We start from the raw sequence: 17,564 nt of genomic DNA, 5'->3' as shown, positions 1-17,564 counted from the left end.
CAAATTCCCAAATTAAAAAAGCCCCTCATCCACAAAATTCGGCAACGTCACCTTCAAATTCGGTTCTGCTTCCATCGCTCTTTTAATCGCGAAAACAGCCCCTTCATTTCTGGCCCAGCTTCTTCTGGAAATTCCGTTGTTCACGTCCCAGAACAGCATAGATTTTAATCTTCTGTCTGCCTCTGAGCTTCCGTCCAGCAGCATTCCGAAACCTCCGTTGATTACTTCGCCCCAGCCTACTCCGCCACCGTTGTGGATGGATACCCAAGTTGCACCGCGGAAACTGTCACCGATTACGTTGTGAATCGCCATATCAGCGGTAAATCTTGAACCGTCGTAGATATTGGAAGTCTCTCTGTAAGGGGAATCCGTACCGGAAACATCGTGATGATCTCTTCCTAAAACTACTGGTCCGATTTCTCCGTTTTTGATCGCATTGTTGAATGCTTCAGCGATCTTCATTCTTCCTTCTGCGTCTGCATAAAGGATTCTCGCCTGAGAACCAACAACCAGTTTGTTTTCCTGAGCGCCTTTGATCCACTGGATATTATCTTTCATCTGCTGCTGAATCTCTTCGGGAGAATTTTTCACCATCTCTTCCAGTACAGCACATGCGATATTGTCGGTTTTCTGCAGATCTTCCGGTTTTCCGCTCGCACATACCCAACGGAACGGCCCGAAACCGTAATCAAAACACATAGGTCCCATAATATCCTGAACATAACTAGGATACTTGAATTCTCGTCCTAAAGTCGGATTTTCAGCCATTACATCAGCCCCGGCTCTTGAAGCTTCCAGTAAAAAGGCATTTCCATAGTCAAAGAAATAAGTTCCTTTCTGTGTATGTTTATTAATGGCAGCCGCGTGTCTTCTTAAGGTTTCCTGAACTTTTTCTTTGAATAATTCAGGTTCTTCAGCCATCATTCTGTTTGATTCCTCAAAGCTTTGTCCAGCCGGATAATAGCCACCCGCCCAAGGATTGTGAAGCGATGTCTGATCAGATCCGATATCTATTTTTAAATTTTTCTCGTCAAATTTCTCCCAAACCTCAACAATATTTCCAAGGTAAGCCAGAGAAACGGTTTCTTTATTTTCCTGAGCTTTTAGGATTCTTTCTACCAATTCATCCAGGTTTTCATGAATTTCGTTTACCCATTTCTGGTCGTGACGGATTTTGGTGATCTTCGGATTCACTTCAGCACATACCGTGATACAGCCTGCGATATTCCCTGCTTTTGGCTGCGCACCACTCATTCCTCCCAATCCTGAAGTTACAAAAAGTCCTCCTATTGGTTCTTTTTTGATTTTTCTGAATGCATTCAGAACCGTGATGGTGGTTCCGTGAACAATTCCCTGAGGACCAATGTACATATAACTTCCTGCGGTCATCTGGCCATATTGGGTAACTCCTAAAGCATTGAATTTCTCCCAATCATCCGGTTTGGAATAATTAGGAATCATCATTCCGTTTGTTACCACTACTCTCGGTGCATCTTTATGCGATGGAAAAAGGCCCATCGGATGGCCTGAATACATTGTTAAAGTCTGTTCATCCGTCATTTCAGACAGATACTTCATCGTCAGAAGATATTGTGCCCAGTTTGAAAATACAGCTCCGTTTCCTCCATACGTAATCAGTTCGTGAGGGTGCTGTGCCACTGCATAATCCAGATTGTTCTGGATCATCAGCATGATTGCTTTTGCCTGCTCAGATTTTCCGGGATAATCCGCAATTGATCTTGCCTTCATTTCATAATCCGGACGGAAACGGTACATATAAATTCTCCCGTATTTATCCAGTTCTTCCCTAAATTCAGGTAAAAGCTCCGCATGAAATTGAGGTTCGAAATAACGCAAAGCATTCTTCAGAGCGAGTTTTTTCTCTTCTTCTCCTAAAATTTCTTTACGCTTCGGTGCATGATTGATATTGGTTTCGTATGGTTTAGGCTGTGGCAGCTGATTCGGGATCCCCTGCTGTATCTGTTCTTGAAATGTCATATTGCTATCTAGTTCAATGTTTAGAATTCAACTTTTTGAAGTTTTAAAGATATTCAAATTAGAAAATATAGGCAAGGGAATTTGCTGATGTGTTGATGAGTTGATGTGACAATGCGATGATTTGTTGATGTGATGATGTGGCGATGTGAGGATTTGATGATGTGGGAATTCTTTGATATGATGATTCGATACTTTTGAAAAATTGTTTTACGATCGGTATTTTTAATCATTATTCTTTACGAGAAGCCAACCCTTATATGTTTTGCCGTCCGGAAGAGTGATGACATACCAGTACGTAGCCGTAGGAATTGCTCTTCCTGCTATGGTTCCGTCCCAGATGATTTGGGTGTTTGTATTTTGTTCAAACATCAGAGCCTGATAGCGGTCAAATACCTTCACATTGGTCATTTTTCCTCCAAAAATCTGAAGATTTTTCACCACCCAAGTGTCATTGCGACCGTCCCCGTTAGGTGTAATTGCATTGGTAATATTTAAAATCAGTTCTTCCCGTTTTACAATACAGTCCTCATTTTCATATTTCACATAAAAAGTGATAATCTCTTTGGGTAAACTATAGAAAATATTACTCGCCTGCCATGTCATCCCATCTATAGAATACAGGATTGTTTTTGTGCCGGTTGCGAAAACCGTACAATTAACTCCACTGATATCAATCCTTTGAATAACGGGAACATCAAAATACTTTAATTCCATGGTCCCCGTATAGGAACAACCATTGTCAGAAGTCACTGTAAGGCTATAGTTTCCAATGACTTTAATACCTGTAACGGTGGCCGTTGTTGAAATTACATTTCCATTAGGATCCTTCCACAAGTAACTAATGATAGTATATCCCTGAATATTCGCAGTATAGGTAAGTGAACCGTCAGGACAGATATATTGTGTTGGGAGTGTGAAAAAAGGAGTCTTTTTGAGAGCCAGTTTAATTTCTACTTTTACAGAACAATAACCGGGAGCTTTCACTTTTACATAGATGATATTGGGTCCTGTATTTTGATTAAATGAGTAAGCGGAAGGATTGGCAATAGCATTTGTATTGGCATTAAGATCAGCTAACGAAGAATAGTAGGTGAACGTTACGTTTCCACCGGTATACATCTGCTGTTCAAATTGTGTTAAATTCACATTCTCAATACCATCATTTCCTGTGTCACACACATTATTGAGCTGGAACGGTCCCGGATTCTGAAGCGTCAATTGAGTTCCGAATACAAAATTAATTGTCGCAATATCATCACAGTCTGGTATATTCTGGATTTTCACCCAGATCTGTGTGGGAAAAGGCTGAGCACTATAGTTGGATGGATTCGCAATGGGGTTCACACCGTTTTGCGCATCCTGTTGGGTCAGATAAAAAATGAATGTATTGGCCGCATTGGGAGTATTCACCATTGAATCCGTGAAATTCAATAAATTAACTTCATAACTGCCATCTAAATTTTCATCACAGACACTGATGGTGGAATTGATCGCTTTAGGAGGAAAATAGGTATTCAACTGAATTGAAGCAACAGAATAACAACCTGTGGTATTGGATTGAAATCTGGCCCATACAATCAATGTAGAAATATTCGTTGTGATGCTATTCCCGATCTGGCTGGCTGGATTCCCTATATTGGCTTCTGCGGCCGTAAGATAATAGGATATCGTCATATTGGAAAGGGGCTGGGTATTCTGGGCCGGAATGAATAACTGGCTAACAGCATCACTCACCTGGAATGTTTCATTCAGGTCAAAGTTTTTATCACAGGTATTCAAAACTGCATTATTCAAAACAATAGGCGCCAGAAAGGTCATTTGTATATTCAACTGAGCTACGGAAAAACATTCGCTGTTACTCAATTCAACCTTTACATAAACCGTTGCATTCCCGGTAACCAAAAACTGTCCCGGATTACTGATCTGATTGGAAAAAGTATGCGTTACACTGTCATAATTCATGAAATAAGTAAACGTGGCATTTGATCCGTTATAGATCTGAGGCTGGGCCAGCATTAAATTATACATTTCTGATCCGTCATTATTATTATCACAGATATTTTTGACCATAATATTAACCGGCGAATTGACCCCCGGGTTTGAAGTAAGGCTTATATTCACAGGATAAATCTGATGACAATTGTGTGAAGTGATTTTCACGAAAATCTGTTGGTTTCCGGTCACTGTAAGATTGGTTATGGCATTGACACCATTTTGTGCGTCAGCAAGGGTAAGATAAAACGCAGTTGCTGCATTCTGATTTCCTATAATCGCCCCCGAATACTGAGCCAGCTGTATATTTTCGGTACCGTCATTATTATAATCACAAACTTTAAAATCAGATTTAACGATGGCAGGATGGACCAAATGAACCGTAATAGCTTTTATCGTATAGCAAAGATCAGACTGTTCAAAGCGGACATAATAGGTTTTTATAACAAGATCTCCATCCGTTGTAATGATCTGATTCGGGTTAATCAGGTTGACACCGGCTGTTGCACTTGCAAAATCATCATAAAATTCGATTACCGGAACCGTGACAGGAGAAACCAGCATCCCAGCCGATAACACGGAAAGATTGACCGTGATATCATCTGTTCCGTTAAAACAAATGTACTCACTTTTTTCATTAACGATTATTTCTGTAAAAGTAACGTTCAAATTAACAGGAACAACGGCAAAACATCCGTTCGGAATCTGTACCCTTATAAAAATTTGGTATATCCCTTCCCGGATTGTTCCTAAAGGTGTTCCCGTACCGGCTACGGCCGCGTCATACGTTTCATATGCGGTAAAAACAGCACCCGGCTGAGCGGTTATAAGAGGACCTATATTGACAGCATAGTCGAAAAGTTCACTATTATCTGCATTGATATCACAAATTGTATAGGAAAAATTGATGGGTGAATTAATATTAACTCCGGGCTTAAACTGAAAGCGTACCGGTCCTAAAACATAGACACAGCTTGCCTCCTGCAATCTTACCCAGAGTGTGGTATTTACGGTTATATTGGCGGTAGTAACTGCATTGGTATTATTCTGGGCATCAGCCTGTGTAGGATGATAAGAGATGCCTGTAGTTCCCGCCGGGAAAAGTTCAGGGGTCAATAATGAGAGCGCATAGTTCGGCTCCACATTGTCATTATTGGTATCACAAATCTCTACGGTTGTTTTCAGTAAACTTTTGGTGAGAAAGTTCAGAGTGAGTACAGAAGTTCTGTAACACCCGGGAACAGCAGGATTTTGAACCCTTACATACAACACCGTATTGGCGGTTAGGGTGTAAGAAGCCGGCAAAGCGTTCACTCCATTTTGTGCATCCTGTAATGTTGAATGGAAACTAAAATTAAAATTAGCAGGATTTTGAGAGGTAAGATTGGCCTGAAAACTATTTAAATTAACCGAAACTGAGCCATTTGCACAGAAATTCTGGGTAAAATTATTGGCGACAGGATAGGTCGGATCAAAAGTTACTCCAAAATCATCCGTTAAAGTAAGGGCACTGCTTCCGCAAATCGTAAAGGTAACGTTCGCTGTATAGGTTTCATTCTGAGTGGGACAAAGGGTTGTCTGAATACCCGTTCCAACATTCTGACCCTGGGAATTGGTCCATTGTACTTCAGGAACGATGGTATTTCCCTGCGGATTGAACCTCCACCCTTCCTGCGAAGCCTGCCAAACCCCTGTATTTCTTGTGGCAGGGGAATATCCTGCTGTTCCGTCTGCATTGATCACCCCGATGAGTGCATTTTCAAATTTCCTCGTGGGACAAGGGGTAAGTTTTTTATCCACGAACACTTCAATCATATTGGTTGTTTCGTGTAAAACGATCTGTGAGGAGGAAACATCCGTACAACCGGCTACTCTGCCTTCATAAAAATTGATTATAAATTTCCTGTAAGGTGCAGCACCAATCGTTGAATAATAAATTTCTGAAGAATCTCCGGAAGAGAAAACCATATCATGGTATACCCCAAAAATAGAATTTTTGGAAAGGCCGGAATTAGGATTCTGCCACTGAACATTTGGGTAATTGATATTCCCTAGCTGAGCAGTATCAAAAGTAATCATCCCGTTAGAACCTACCACAAGGGCATCAAAATATTGATTAAAAAAGCAAAATTTAAAAGGAATATCCAGCTTCACAGCAAACAGGTCATCATAATTGGCATTAAGGGCAGTTCCCTGATTCATAGCAACAGGAGGGCTGTAAGCCGTTGGATTGACTTCATAGCTGGTGGTTTGTTTCAGTACAGGGTATTCTACATGAAGAGACAGGCAGCCATTGGCATCAAGATTATTATTACAAGTTACATTAAAACTTTCATTTCCCGCTGCATCCTTCACCTTTACGTTGACAGGAGATTGAGAAAAAACGGAAACCACAATAAAAAACAATAATAAATGTATAAATTTCACCATCCCTATGAAAATTAAAAAAAATTAATTATAATATTATGGTAAAGCTATCAATTTGTTAAATTACATTCATCACATTAATCAAGGGGTTACTCCCCGGTTAACACAAATAAAAAATAATCAACTGTAATACAATTGATTATAATATAAAAGTTAACAAAAAAAATTGCACTGATGAAGTACTACTTTGGTACTACCGCATTACGTCATCATTTTCTTCTTCGTGGTCATCTTCATTATCGCTGCGGCTCCAGTAATTGTTTTCTTCATCTTCAGATCCTATTTCTTCCATATCGTCGTCATCTTCAGTTCCCGGAATATCAAGTCCTTTATCTAATTTATCATCGTCCTCTTCACTCAGAATGGGGTTTCCATCGCCGTCAAGCGGAATATGTTTTTCTTTATTGAATATATCTTCACTGGGATTGTAATCCATCTCTTCCAGCTTTCTGTTCTGTTCGTTGGTATTATCTTCTGGTGTCATAATATGAGTATTTGATGTTGAGTAGTATAGAACAAAAACGGTTCCAACCTTCCTGTTTGTTGTAGGAGATTTGTACAAAAACTTAAAACCAGCAGAACGTGTAACAAAATAGGTCTGTATGAGCTTCTTTATATGCCTTGAAACAGATAATTTAATATTTCGATTTCAACACCCCAACCGTTTTTCATCATAAAAAAATCTGAAAGATAGCTCTCTCCAACTTTATTACTTATTATTCATTACTTATTCTTCATCCTGTATACACTTCCGGATTGGCACAATAAGGTATTTTCTCTCCTTTAGAAAAAGCGATGATATTTTCAGCGGCTATTTTTGCCATTCCGGTCCTCGCCTCAATAGTAGCAGAACCGATATGCGGCAGTACACAGACATTTGAAAGTTCTAAAAGCGGGCTTTCTTTAGACATCGGTTCAGGATGGGTAACGTCTAAACCGGCTCCCCAGATTTGTTTTGAAATCAGCGCTTCATATAGGTCTTTCTCATTCTGGAAACCGCCTCTTGCCGTATTGATGAAAATCGCGTTGTCTTTCATTTTTGCAAAAACCGGAGCATTAAAAAGGTCTTTCTGTTCAGTAGTGAAGTTCGCATGAATACTGAGAACGTCGGATTGTGCAACCAGTTCCTCGAAAGAAACGTAGGTGGCATTTAATTCTTTTTCCGCTTCTTCATTTTGATTACGGTTGTGATAAATAATATTCATATCAAAAGCCGCTCCTGACTTTTTAGCCATTTCAAAACCTATTCTTCCCAAACCAAATATTCCCAGAGTTTTACCATACAACTCCTGTCCTAAAGCATGCAATGGATCAAAGTCGCCCCAGTTGCCCTCTTTTACTTTCTGAAAATTATAACTTGCTCTTCTTGCTACCGACTGCATCAACAGAAAAGCGACATCTGAAGTGGCTTTACTGAGTACATCAGGGGTATTTCCCACAGGGATATTTCTACGGTTCGCCTCTTTAATATCCACATGATCGAAACCTACAGAATATAAAGCGATTGTTTTTATATTGGGACATTGATCAAAAAAATCTTTGTCGTATTTAAATTCCCCACCTATGCTTAAAATAGCATCGTGATTCTGACAATAGATCAACCATTCTTCGTGAGACAGATTTTCGTGTTCCGGGATAAAAACTTCCAATCCGGCTTCCTTCAGCATATTAATTCCCGTTTCCGGAATTCTTCTGTTTACAAATACTTTCATTATTTATTTCGATTTAGTTTTCGTGTAGTCCAACAAAAAACCTCACTCCTTTTACAAGTGAGGTTCTTTTAACTTTTTGTATTAAAAATTACTGATGTTCATTTTTATTTTTATCCCAGGTTTCTGAAGCCATCTCCTGAATTTCTTCCCAAACATCTTTTGTAGATTTCTGTGTATGAGCCATAAATCACTGTCTGGTTGCTTCCTGATTCTTTGTTTTCATATCATTCAAATAATCCTTCACCTGCTTCCCATAGCTTTCTACATGATATCCGGGATTATTATGCAGGTTTTTCTGAATATTGCTAAAGTCATGGGATGCTTTAAATCTATTCGTGTCCATAATAATACAATTTAAGTGATTAGGTTTTCTAGTGAATCCAATTACTATTCCGAAGCGGTCTTAATGTTTATTAAAATGTGAGATTTTTTTTAAACCACAAACGGCACAAAAGTTTTCTAAGACTTTAGTAAATTTTAAGCTTAATGATTCATGCAAAAGAAGCTCACATAAGTTCCGGAAAAAATCAAAGATTTTTATCCAGAATAATATTCATGAAAATCTGTATCATCTGTGAAATCGGAAAATTATAAATCTTAAGATTTGAATCGGAAACGGATGATATCTTTACATTGTATTCCTTTGATAAGTGAAACGCCTTTGTTTATCTTAAAATATGATCATTTCAAAATTGCTTTGTCTACCCTTGTGATAAACTCTGAATCATCTATGTGATCTGTAAAATCTGCAGGAGAAAAACAACAACCACAAAAGGCACAAAAGTTTAATTTTAAACACTTCAGGTCACTTTAGTTTCAAAAGATTATCGTCTTGAAATAATTAAGATCACATAAATAGAAAATCAAAGATATTCAAAGAAAACTTAAGTGTACTTTATATACACAATGTATCTAATCTTTAAATAACTAAAGTGTTAAAAAAACTTTTGTGACTTTTGTGGTAAAATTTACATTAATGATTGGTATCTCCCAACATAGGAACAAATTTGTAAGCCCCAAATTCTTCTTTTTCGAACTGAGTGGGAGCTGTTTTTGTAAATCTGTACAGGATCTGTTCATCAGTAGGACCTAATGGAATCACCATTTTTCCGCCAATATTCAGTTGTTTCAATAATTCTGTAGGCAACACGGAGGCACCACAGGTCACAATGATTTTATCAAAAGGGGCAAAGGTAGGAAGTCCGGCAAAACCATCTCCGAAACTCTGAAATTTTGGACTTAAATGCAGCTCACGGAACTTCTTCTTTGAAAAATCAAAAAGATCTTTCTGTCTTTCCACTGTGTATACCAATGCTTTCATAGCTATTAGAACAGCGGTCTGATATCCACAACCGGTTCCGATTTCCAGCACTTTTTCTCCCGGCTTCACCTGCAGCAGCTCAGACTGCTCCGCAACGGTTGAAGGATGGGAAATAGTCTGGTGTGACAAAATAGGAAATGCCCGGTCTTCATAGGCGAAATCCTCAAAAATGCTCTCGATAAAAAGGTGTCTCGGAACTTCACTCATTGCCGAAAGTACATTCTCATCCGATATCCCGATCTTATGTCTTAAATATTCAACTAAGATTTTTCTTTTTCCTTTATGTACAAACGAATCATGCATCATTAGTAAGATAGTAGTTATTAGGTTACGTGTAGTAGTTTCTACAAAAGTAAAAAAACTATCAATACTTATCAACCTAAATACAACAACGTATTTCCTAATACCTAAAATTCTTATCTTTACCAAAATAAAAAATCTATGTTAAAAGCAGGTTTGGTAGGTGCCGGACATCTGGGAAAGATCCATTTAAAACTTCTTAACCAGTCAGATAAGTACGAGCTGGTAGGTTTCCACGATAAAGACACTGAAAACGGAAAAAAAATAGAAGCTGAATTCGGGTATAAATATTTTGAAAATTTTGATGACCTTCTTGAGCAGATCGATATGCTGGATATTGTGACGCCTACAGTCTATCATTATGATTATGCTTTAAAAGCAATTGAGAAAAAGCTTCATTTTTTCATTGAAAAACCGGTGACCCAAACGCTTGAGCAGGCAGAAGAAATCCTTCACAAATGTCAGGAAAACGGCATCAAGGCGCAGGTAGGACATGTTGAAAGATATAACCCTGCTTTTATTGCCACTAAAGAATATATCAATAATCCGATGTTTATTGAAATCCACAGACTGGCAGAATTCAACCCGAGAGGAACAGATGTTTCTGTTGTTTTGGACTTAATGATTCACGATCTGGATATCCTGTTAAGCATGGCGAAATCAAAGGTTAAAAATATTCATGCAAGTGGTGTCTGTGTAGTGAGCAAAACTCCGGATATTGCGAATGCAAGAATAGAGTTTGAAAACGGCTGTGTAGCGAACCTTACCACATCCAGGATTTCAATGAAAGCGATGAGAAAAAGCCGTTTCTTCCAGAAAGATGCGTACATCTCTGTAGATTTCCTGGAGAAAAAAGCAGAAGTGATCAGGATGAAAGATGCTCCCGAAAACCCTACTCCTTTTGATATGATCATTGAAAATGCAGATGGAGAAAAGAACCAGATTTTGTTTGAATATCCGGATATTCAGCCTAATAATGCTATTCTTGATGAATTAAATTCTTTTGCAGATGCTATTACCGATGGTAAAAATGTAGAAGTTTCTCTGGAAGACGGAACGGAGGCTTTAAAAGTTGCTCTTGAAATTATAAAACTGATTTCTTAAAAAGATCTCACCATCATATTGTAGCAGGCTGTCGTTGTATATATGGCAGCCTGCTTTATTTTTAGCTTGCTATTTTTACATGGATTGATTTTATTTGCAATTCCATGAAAATAATATGGTTTCGTTACATAATTTTAATCTTTGTTCTGGATTTTTTAAATATATTTGTCTTTCTTAAAATAATTATTCTACAATTCTCTCCAATAATTTAAATACATAAATCCCTATGAAAAGAGCCATCATATTATCCACCTTATCATTGTCTCAATTTGGGACATCTCAATTGTTAAAAACTGAAGGACAGAAAATAATTAATGACAAAGGTGAAAACATTCAGTTGCGTGGTTTGGGCCTCGGAGGATGGATGCTTCAGGAAGGTTATATGCTGAAAACGGCTGATTTTGCCGGTCCTCAGTATAAGATCAAGGAAAAGATCTCTGAATTAATTGGTGAAGACGGAATGAAGAAATTCTATAAAGCTTATCTTAAAAACGGTATTACCAGACAGGATATTGATTTTCTTGCTAAAGCAGGCTTCAATTCTATAAGATTGCCGATGCATTATGACCTGTACACGCTTCCGATCGAAAAAGAACCGGTAAAAGGGCAAAATACATGGTTGGAAGAAGGCTTTACAATGACGGATGATCTTCTGAAATGGTGTGCGGCCAATAAAATATATCTGATCCTGGATCTCCATGCAGCACCGGGAGGACAGGGAAATGACGTCAATATTTCAGACAATGATAAAACAAAACCTTCACTTTGGGAAAACACTGAAAACCAGGCAAAAACAATTGCTCTATGGAAAAAGCTTGCCGAACGGTATAAGGATGAGCCCTGGATCGGAGGTTACGACCTGATTAACGAACCGAATATTAATTTCACAGGGAAAAATCCGAACGGTACTGATGAAATGTCCAATGCTCCACTCTGGAAACTTCAGAAAGAGATTACAGCTGCCATCCGTGAGACCGATAAAAAGCACATCATATTTATTGAAGGAAACGGTTGGGGAAATAACTACAACGGATTGATCCCGCTTTGGGACAACAATATAGTTTTCAGTTTTCATAAATACTGGAATTACAACAATGACGAAACCATCCAGTCTATCCTTGAACTCAGAAAAAAACATAACATTCCAATCTGGTTGGGAGAAACCGGAGAGAATTCCAACGTGTGGTTTACGGAGCTGATCCAGCTTCTGGACAAACATAATATCGGTTATGCATTCTGGCCCATGAAAAAGATCGATAATATTGCAGGAATCACCAATGTTAAGATCACTCCTGAATATGAAAAACTTCTGAATTATTGGAAAAACGGAGGTGAAAAACCTTCTAAAGATTTTGCAACAAAAGCATTGATGCAGATTGCAGAAAATTACAAATTCAGTAATGTAGAGATCAAAAATGATGTTATTGATGCCATGTTCAGACAGGTAACGGATGACACCACAAAACCGTTCAAAAACCATCAGGTTCCCGGAAGAATATTTGCATCCGAATATGATTTGGGAAGAATGGGCTCTGCTTATCTTGATCATGATTTTGTCAACCTTTGGGTCAGCGATCCCAAGAAAAGATCTGAATGGAATTCCGGACAGCAGATGAGAAATGACGGTGTGGACATTTATCTTTGTCATGATGCTATTACCAATCAATATTATGTAGGAAAAACGGAAGCGGGAGAATGGCTTCAGTATACTGTCACTGTCAAATCTGACAAAAACTATACGCTCAGTATCCGGTACGCAGGTAGCAATGATACCGACATTAAGCTTGAAGATGCTTCAGGAAAACAGTTAGCTACTGTTTCACTGCCGTCTACCGGTGGAGAGGAAAACTGGAAAACAGTATCCGTTAAAAACGTCCCGCTGAAGAAAGGAACAAACAAAATCAGGCTACGCTTTGAAGGCAGCGGTTCGAATCTGAATTATTTTGAAATACAGTAATAATTATCTTAAATTGCAGATCCCTTTTAGCGTCTAAAAGGGATCTTCTTTTAAGCTGTATATTATGAAAAAAATAGGACTTTTCTTTCTTCTGATCACGTCACTGGCAACGGCTCAGAAATCTGTTTTGGAACAAAAAATAAATGCTATTACAGCAGGTAAAAAAGCAACCGTTGGAGTTTCAGTTCTTGGGTTCGAAAATAATTTCAAATACAGCAAAAACGGGGAAAAACCGCTTCCCACTTTAAGCGTATTCAAATTTCATATTGCCTGTGCAGTACTGGATCTTGTCGATCAGGGAAAGCTGTCTCTGGATCAGAAGCTTTTCTTCAAAAAAGAAGATATGCTGGAAAATACCTGGTCGCCGATCCGTGATAAATATCCTGATGCCAATATTTCTCTGCCTTTGGGTGAAGTCTTGGATTACACCGTTGCATTAAGTGATAACAATGGCTGTGACGTTTTACTTAAACTTATCGGAGGACCGCAGACTGTTCAGAAGTTTATGGATTCGAAAGGAGTAAAAGGCTTCCAGATCAGGCACAACGAAGCTGAGATGCATAAAAGCTGGAAGGCTTTATATGAGAATTACAGTACACCTAATTCTGCGATTCAAGTTCTCAAAAAATTCTATGATGGAAAACTTCTTACCAAAAAGTCAACAGATTATCTCATGAAGATTATGATCGGAACCAAAACCGGTACGAATAAAATTGTTGAACAGCTTCCCAAAAACACGCCAGTAGCCCACAAAACCGGTTCTTCAGGGAAAAATGACAACGGACTTACCATCGCAGAAAATGACATGGGAATCATCACCCTTCCGAACGGAAATCATTACGCAATTGCCGTATTTGTAAACGATTCCATGGAAACAGATGCTGTGAACTGTAAAATGGTTTCAGACATTTCTAAGGCGGTCTGGGATGATTTTAATAAGTAAAATATTAAGCTTATTTTTAAAGCTGAAAAAGCGATAGAATATCATTTCTTCAACCCGGAAAACCATTGATATGAAAAAAATAGGATTAATAACATTTTTGTTCTGTTCTGCGTTCCTTTTTTCGCAAAAGAACATGAACTATGTACGTATAAGCTATGGCAGTATCTGCTGTGGAACACCTTCCACAAAGCCAGTGACGGATTATCTGAAAAAGTTTGAGAAAAATAATCGACTGAGCACTTTTGAAATCTTTAAACAGGGCGGCCTGGGAAGAGAAGGTGAATTTAATTTATACATCGGAACAGATAAACTGGGTAAAAAGCAGAAAACAGCTTTTGCAAAAGGCCTTCAGTCTGTTATTACTTCCCAAAACAAAACCAGAAAACAGGACAGTGACGGTACAGTGGATTTCGATCCGGCAGTGACTGTTTATAAATCTGACCTGACGGACATTAAAAATTTAACTATCTATAAAAAATAAAAGAAAAAAATGATCAAAAACATTGTAGTTATTGGAGCTGGAACCATGGGGAACGGTATTGCGCATACTTTTGCACAAAGCGGATTCAAAGTAAATCTGGTAGATGTATCTCAGGATGCACTGGACAGAGGACTGAAAACAATTACAACGAACCTTGACAGAATAATTGCAAAGGGAAACCTTACGGAAGAGCAAAAAGCTGAAACACTGGGAAACATCAGCACTTTTACACAACTTAAGGATGCTGCGGGAAATGCAGACCTTATCGTAGAAGCGGCTACTGAAAATCAGGATCTGAAACTGAAGATCTTCGGACAAATGGATGAGCTGGCACCTGCGAACTGTATCCTGGCGACCAATACTTCTTCTATTTCCATCACAAAGATCGCTGCGGCTACCAAAAGAGCTGATAAAGTGATCGGGATGCATTTTATGAACCCGGTTCCTATCATGAAACTGGTAGAAATTATCAAAGGATATTCTACATCTAAAGAGACTTTTGATGTGATTTATGACATGAGCAAGACTTTGGGGAAGGTTCCTGTAGAAGTGAACGACTATCCCGGTTTCGTAGCAAACAGAATTCTTATGCCGATGATCAACGAATCTATTGAAACGCTTTATAACGGAGTGGCTGGCGTAGAAGAAATCGATACGGTAATGAAGCTTGGAATGGCTCATCCTATGGGTCCTCTTCAACTGGCTGATTTTATCGGTCTTGACATCTGTCTTGCGATTCTTAATGTGATGTATGACGGTTTCAAAAATCCTAAATATGCTCCGAATCCGCTTCTTGTGAACATGGTAATGGCAGGAAAACTGGGGGTGAAGTCCGGTGAAGGTTTCTATGATTATTCTGAAAGCAAAAAAGCTGAAAAAGTTTCAAAAATGTTTTTGAAATAACTGAATGAAATTAAAGGAAAGAAATATTCAGATAGCAATGGTCATCGTTACAGTAATGATGACCATTCTTCGTTTTATGCTCAATGAAAAAGGAAGAATAAATCCCGATTCTATCCGGTTTATGAGATTTGCGCATGTTCTCCCGACCATTGATAACACAACCACTCCGATGGGCTATCCCGTTGGCATCAGGTTGTTTACTTTTCTGGGGTTCGATGAATTCTGGGGAAGTAAAGCGCTGGGCATTGCTGCTTATCTTTTTATTGTTTATTTCTGCTGGAAAAAAGATTTTTATAAACGCGAGGCTATTGCTGTAGGCGGATTGTTCAGCTTTGTTTCACTGTTTGCCTATACGATGAGCGAAGCCCTTATTCTTCCTTTTGTATTTTTATTTCTGTACACTGCCTCGCAGATCATTACAGGAAAACTTGAAAAAGGAAAGGCTGTTTTTTATCTTTCCCTTTCGTTAATTGCGCTTTATAATATCAGATACAGTGCCTTATTTTTTATCGGAGGGACAGGTCTTTATGGGTTGTTATTTTTGAGGAAAAAATATTCATCTGTATTCATTACTTCCGGTATTATAGGACTCTTGTTTGTTGGGGCTTATAAGCTTTTATTTATTGATTATTTTAATGAAAATTATGTCCAACAGGCTTTATCCGTAGGCATCCACCCTAGTTCGCAGCTGTTGACAGAATTGATGCAGGGACTAGCCACTTCATTGAATCCATTCATTCATATTGCAGATCCCCGCGGAGGTTTCGTCAATTATGGGATTTATGGCATTGGTGTCCTGAATATTCTCCTGATGATTTACCTTTTTGTAAGAAATAAACTGTCAGAAACTGAATGGTTCTTTACGGTCATCAGTATTTCCGGTATCTTATGCTCTTATTTTATCCAGTATTTTTATTCTGTGAATCCTATTGATTATAGAATTATAGGGCCTTTTACCATTCCGGTATGGCTGATTTATTTTAACCGTCTGTTCAGGATTTTCAACCTTAAAACCTATGCGATTACCGCATTGAGCTTATTGTCCGGGCTGGCCTTCACCTGGCTGTCTAAAGGAAACTACCTTGAAAACAGAAAAGCTGTGTCCGATTTTTTAAAAAGTGAGAAACTGGACAAAGTTCCTATACAGTTTTATGTTTTAAAGGAAGAGAGTCTGGAAAAAATACAGGTTGCAGAACTTTTAAGTACGGTAAATTCAGATATTACCCTTACGTTCAAGCCTGAAGATACGCTCCGCAGAACCACACTTACAAGGTATAAAGTTTTGCAAAAAATTAAAATCGACAAGAACAAATATCAATAATTTTATTATCTTTGATTAAAGTTAAAATATTTAAAAAATGAAATTACCAAAGTTTTTATTAGCAGACAATTCGGAATTTCCTGAAGATTTATTCGTAGTTCACACAGAATATCCAAGATTCATCTTAAACGTTGAGGAAGAAGAAGTTGAGTGGCTAGATGATTTGGAAGGTGACGATGAAGAAACTATGGCAGACGAAGCTACAAAAGTAGTAGAGGCTGCGTTCAAATGGTGTGATGAAGAGTTGGCTAAGTACGACGAAGAAGAGGAAGAATAATAACGACCTAAACATAAAAAAAGGAACTCAAATTGAGTTCCTTTTTTATTTTATTCAGCTTTGTTGAATTTCAACAGGAGAAGATTGTCTTTATAAAGCTCCAGTGTAGTTCCGGAAATCACATATTTGTTGGCCTTCCCTACCATATCCATAAAGTTTTGCTCAATGCTCATATTGTTGCACATCATTTTGGTAGATCCCATCTGTCCTGCAGAGAAATCACCGGTAGAAGGATCTATTTTAGCTGTTCCGAAATAGTTGTTGCATCCGCCGTTTCCATTGATTTTTTCCCCTTCAATATTCAGGGTCGGAACCTTACCTTTCACGTTATCTGCCAACGTCCATTTTGTATTCGCCAATGCAGGCTGAGCCTTTCCTACTTTAGATGCAGAAGCGCTGGACATGGTACCACACGACGCCAGAATAGCAGCCGCACCTATACTTAAAAAAAGATTTTTCATTTTTTTCTTTTTGAATTACTCAAATTTAAGGAAATTATATTATTTAAACGGGATGCAGGGGATTTTATTACTTTTTAAGACTTCTATTTTAGAATTAGTTTTAATCACCCATGCGGCTAAAATTCTCACGATAACTTAGATCACGTTCTTTATTTTTTGGCTAAAGCCAATTGATTGGGGGCGTTCTTTTAAAACGGGCTAAAGCCCGTTTCTATTGAATATTGATCTGGAATCCGGGAGATTAGGATTTCCTTTTTCTCGCGCAGATCTTGCTGGTGAAGTCGGTTTTCTTTTTTTATATCAGAAATTATCATTACTATAGTTGTTTGCATAATCTCTTCAATCTGCGAGAAACAAAAACTGTTCT

General features: G+C 38.3%; 14 protein-coding genes. 7 read left to right on the top strand and 7 right to left on the bottom strand.

From position 1 onward, the window contains the following. Window positions 1-12: 12 nt before the first annotated feature. The 6 genes from hutU to N0B48_RS09830 form a co-directional block, all read right to left on the bottom strand. On the bottom strand, window positions 13-1,998 hold the full coding sequence (gene hutU / locus N0B48_RS09855; RefSeq protein WP_259838610.1) for a urocanate hydratase: 1,986 nt from the start codon (window positions 1,996-1,998) through the stop codon (window positions 13-15). A 222-nt stretch (window positions 1,999-2,220) separates the two neighbouring features. Next, window positions 2,221-6,420, bottom strand: a complete 4,200-nt coding sequence (locus N0B48_RS09850; RefSeq protein WP_259838609.1) for an FIDD domain-containing protein — start codon at window positions 6,418-6,420, stop codon at window positions 2,221-2,223. Between the two features lie 190 nt (window positions 6,421-6,610). Further along, complete coding sequence (locus N0B48_RS09845) at window positions 6,611-6,901, bottom strand: hypothetical protein (protein ID WP_259838607.1); 291 nt, start codon at window positions 6,899-6,901, stop codon at window positions 6,611-6,613. A 250-nt stretch (window positions 6,902-7,151) separates the two neighbouring features. Continuing rightward, window positions 7,152-8,129 (bottom strand): 2-hydroxyacid dehydrogenase, encoded by a 978-nt coding sequence (locus N0B48_RS09840; RefSeq protein WP_259838606.1) that lies wholly within the window; start codon window positions 8,127-8,129, stop codon window positions 7,152-7,154. Window positions 8,130-8,316: 187 nt separating this feature from the next. After that, entirely contained in the window at window positions 8,317-8,472 is a 156-nt protein-coding gene (locus tag N0B48_RS09835; RefSeq protein ID WP_259838604.1) for a hypothetical protein, read from the bottom strand. A gap of 630 nt (window positions 8,473-9,102) precedes the next feature. Beyond that, window positions 9,103-9,753: a protein-L-isoaspartate(D-aspartate) O-methyltransferase gene (locus N0B48_RS09830; RefSeq protein ID WP_259838690.1), complete on the bottom strand. Its 651-nt coding sequence runs from the start codon at window positions 9,751-9,753 to the stop codon at window positions 9,103-9,105. A gap of 138 nt (window positions 9,754-9,891) precedes the next feature. Between N0B48_RS09830 and N0B48_RS09825 the strand changes: the two genes are divergently transcribed. The 7 genes from N0B48_RS09825 (at window position 9,892) to N0B48_RS09795 (ending at window position 16,736) form a co-directional block, all read left to right on the top strand. Then, complete coding sequence (locus N0B48_RS09825) at window positions 9,892-10,854, top strand: Gfo/Idh/MocA family protein (RefSeq protein ID WP_259838603.1); 963 nt, start codon at window positions 9,892-9,894, stop codon at window positions 10,852-10,854. 226 nt (window positions 10,855-11,080) lie between these two features. Continuing rightward, window positions 11,081-12,811: a cellulase family glycosylhydrolase gene (locus N0B48_RS09820; RefSeq protein ID WP_259838602.1), complete on the top strand. Its 1,731-nt coding sequence runs from the start codon at window positions 11,081-11,083 to the stop codon at window positions 12,809-12,811. Window positions 12,812-12,875: 64 nt separating this feature from the next. Then, complete coding sequence (gene bla-A / locus N0B48_RS09815; protein ID WP_259838601.1) at window positions 12,876-13,754, top strand: CGA/CIA family class A beta-lactamase; 879 nt, start codon at window positions 12,876-12,878, stop codon at window positions 13,752-13,754. A gap of 70 nt (window positions 13,755-13,824) precedes the next feature. Then, window positions 13,825-14,235, top strand: coding sequence for a hypothetical protein (locus N0B48_RS09810; RefSeq protein ID WP_259838600.1), 411 nt, complete (start codon window positions 13,825-13,827; stop codon window positions 14,233-14,235). Between the two features lie 12 nt (window positions 14,236-14,247). Then, window positions 14,248-15,138: a 3-hydroxybutyryl-CoA dehydrogenase gene (locus N0B48_RS09805; RefSeq protein WP_259838689.1), complete on the top strand. Its 891-nt coding sequence runs from the start codon at window positions 14,248-14,250 to the stop codon at window positions 15,136-15,138. A gap of 4 nt (window positions 15,139-15,142) precedes the next feature. Continuing rightward, window positions 15,143-16,459 carry a hypothetical protein gene (locus tag N0B48_RS09800; RefSeq protein ID WP_259838599.1) on the top strand — a complete coding sequence of 439 codons (1,317 nt, stop codon included), beginning with the start codon at window positions 15,143-15,145 and terminating at the stop codon, window positions 16,457-16,459. Window positions 16,460-16,496: 37 nt separating this feature from the next. Continuing rightward, on the top strand, window positions 16,497-16,736 hold the full coding sequence (locus tag N0B48_RS09795; protein WP_007845674.1) for a DUF8828 family protein: 240 nt from the start codon (window positions 16,497-16,499) through the stop codon (window positions 16,734-16,736). A 50-nt stretch (window positions 16,737-16,786) separates the two neighbouring features. Here N0B48_RS09795 and N0B48_RS09790 read toward each other — a convergent pair whose 3' ends face one another. Next, complete coding sequence (locus tag N0B48_RS09790) at window positions 16,787-17,197, bottom strand: META domain-containing protein (RefSeq protein WP_259838598.1); 411 nt, start codon at window positions 17,195-17,197, stop codon at window positions 16,787-16,789. Between the last annotated feature and the right edge of the window lie 367 nt (window positions 17,198-17,564).

The organism is Chryseobacterium herbae, from assembly GCF_025154075.1.
In the GTDB taxonomy this organism is placed as follows: domain Bacteria; phylum Bacteroidota; class Bacteroidia; order Flavobacteriales; family Weeksellaceae; genus Chryseobacterium; species Chryseobacterium herbae.
This window is presented reverse-complemented; position numbering and strand designations above follow the sequence as displayed.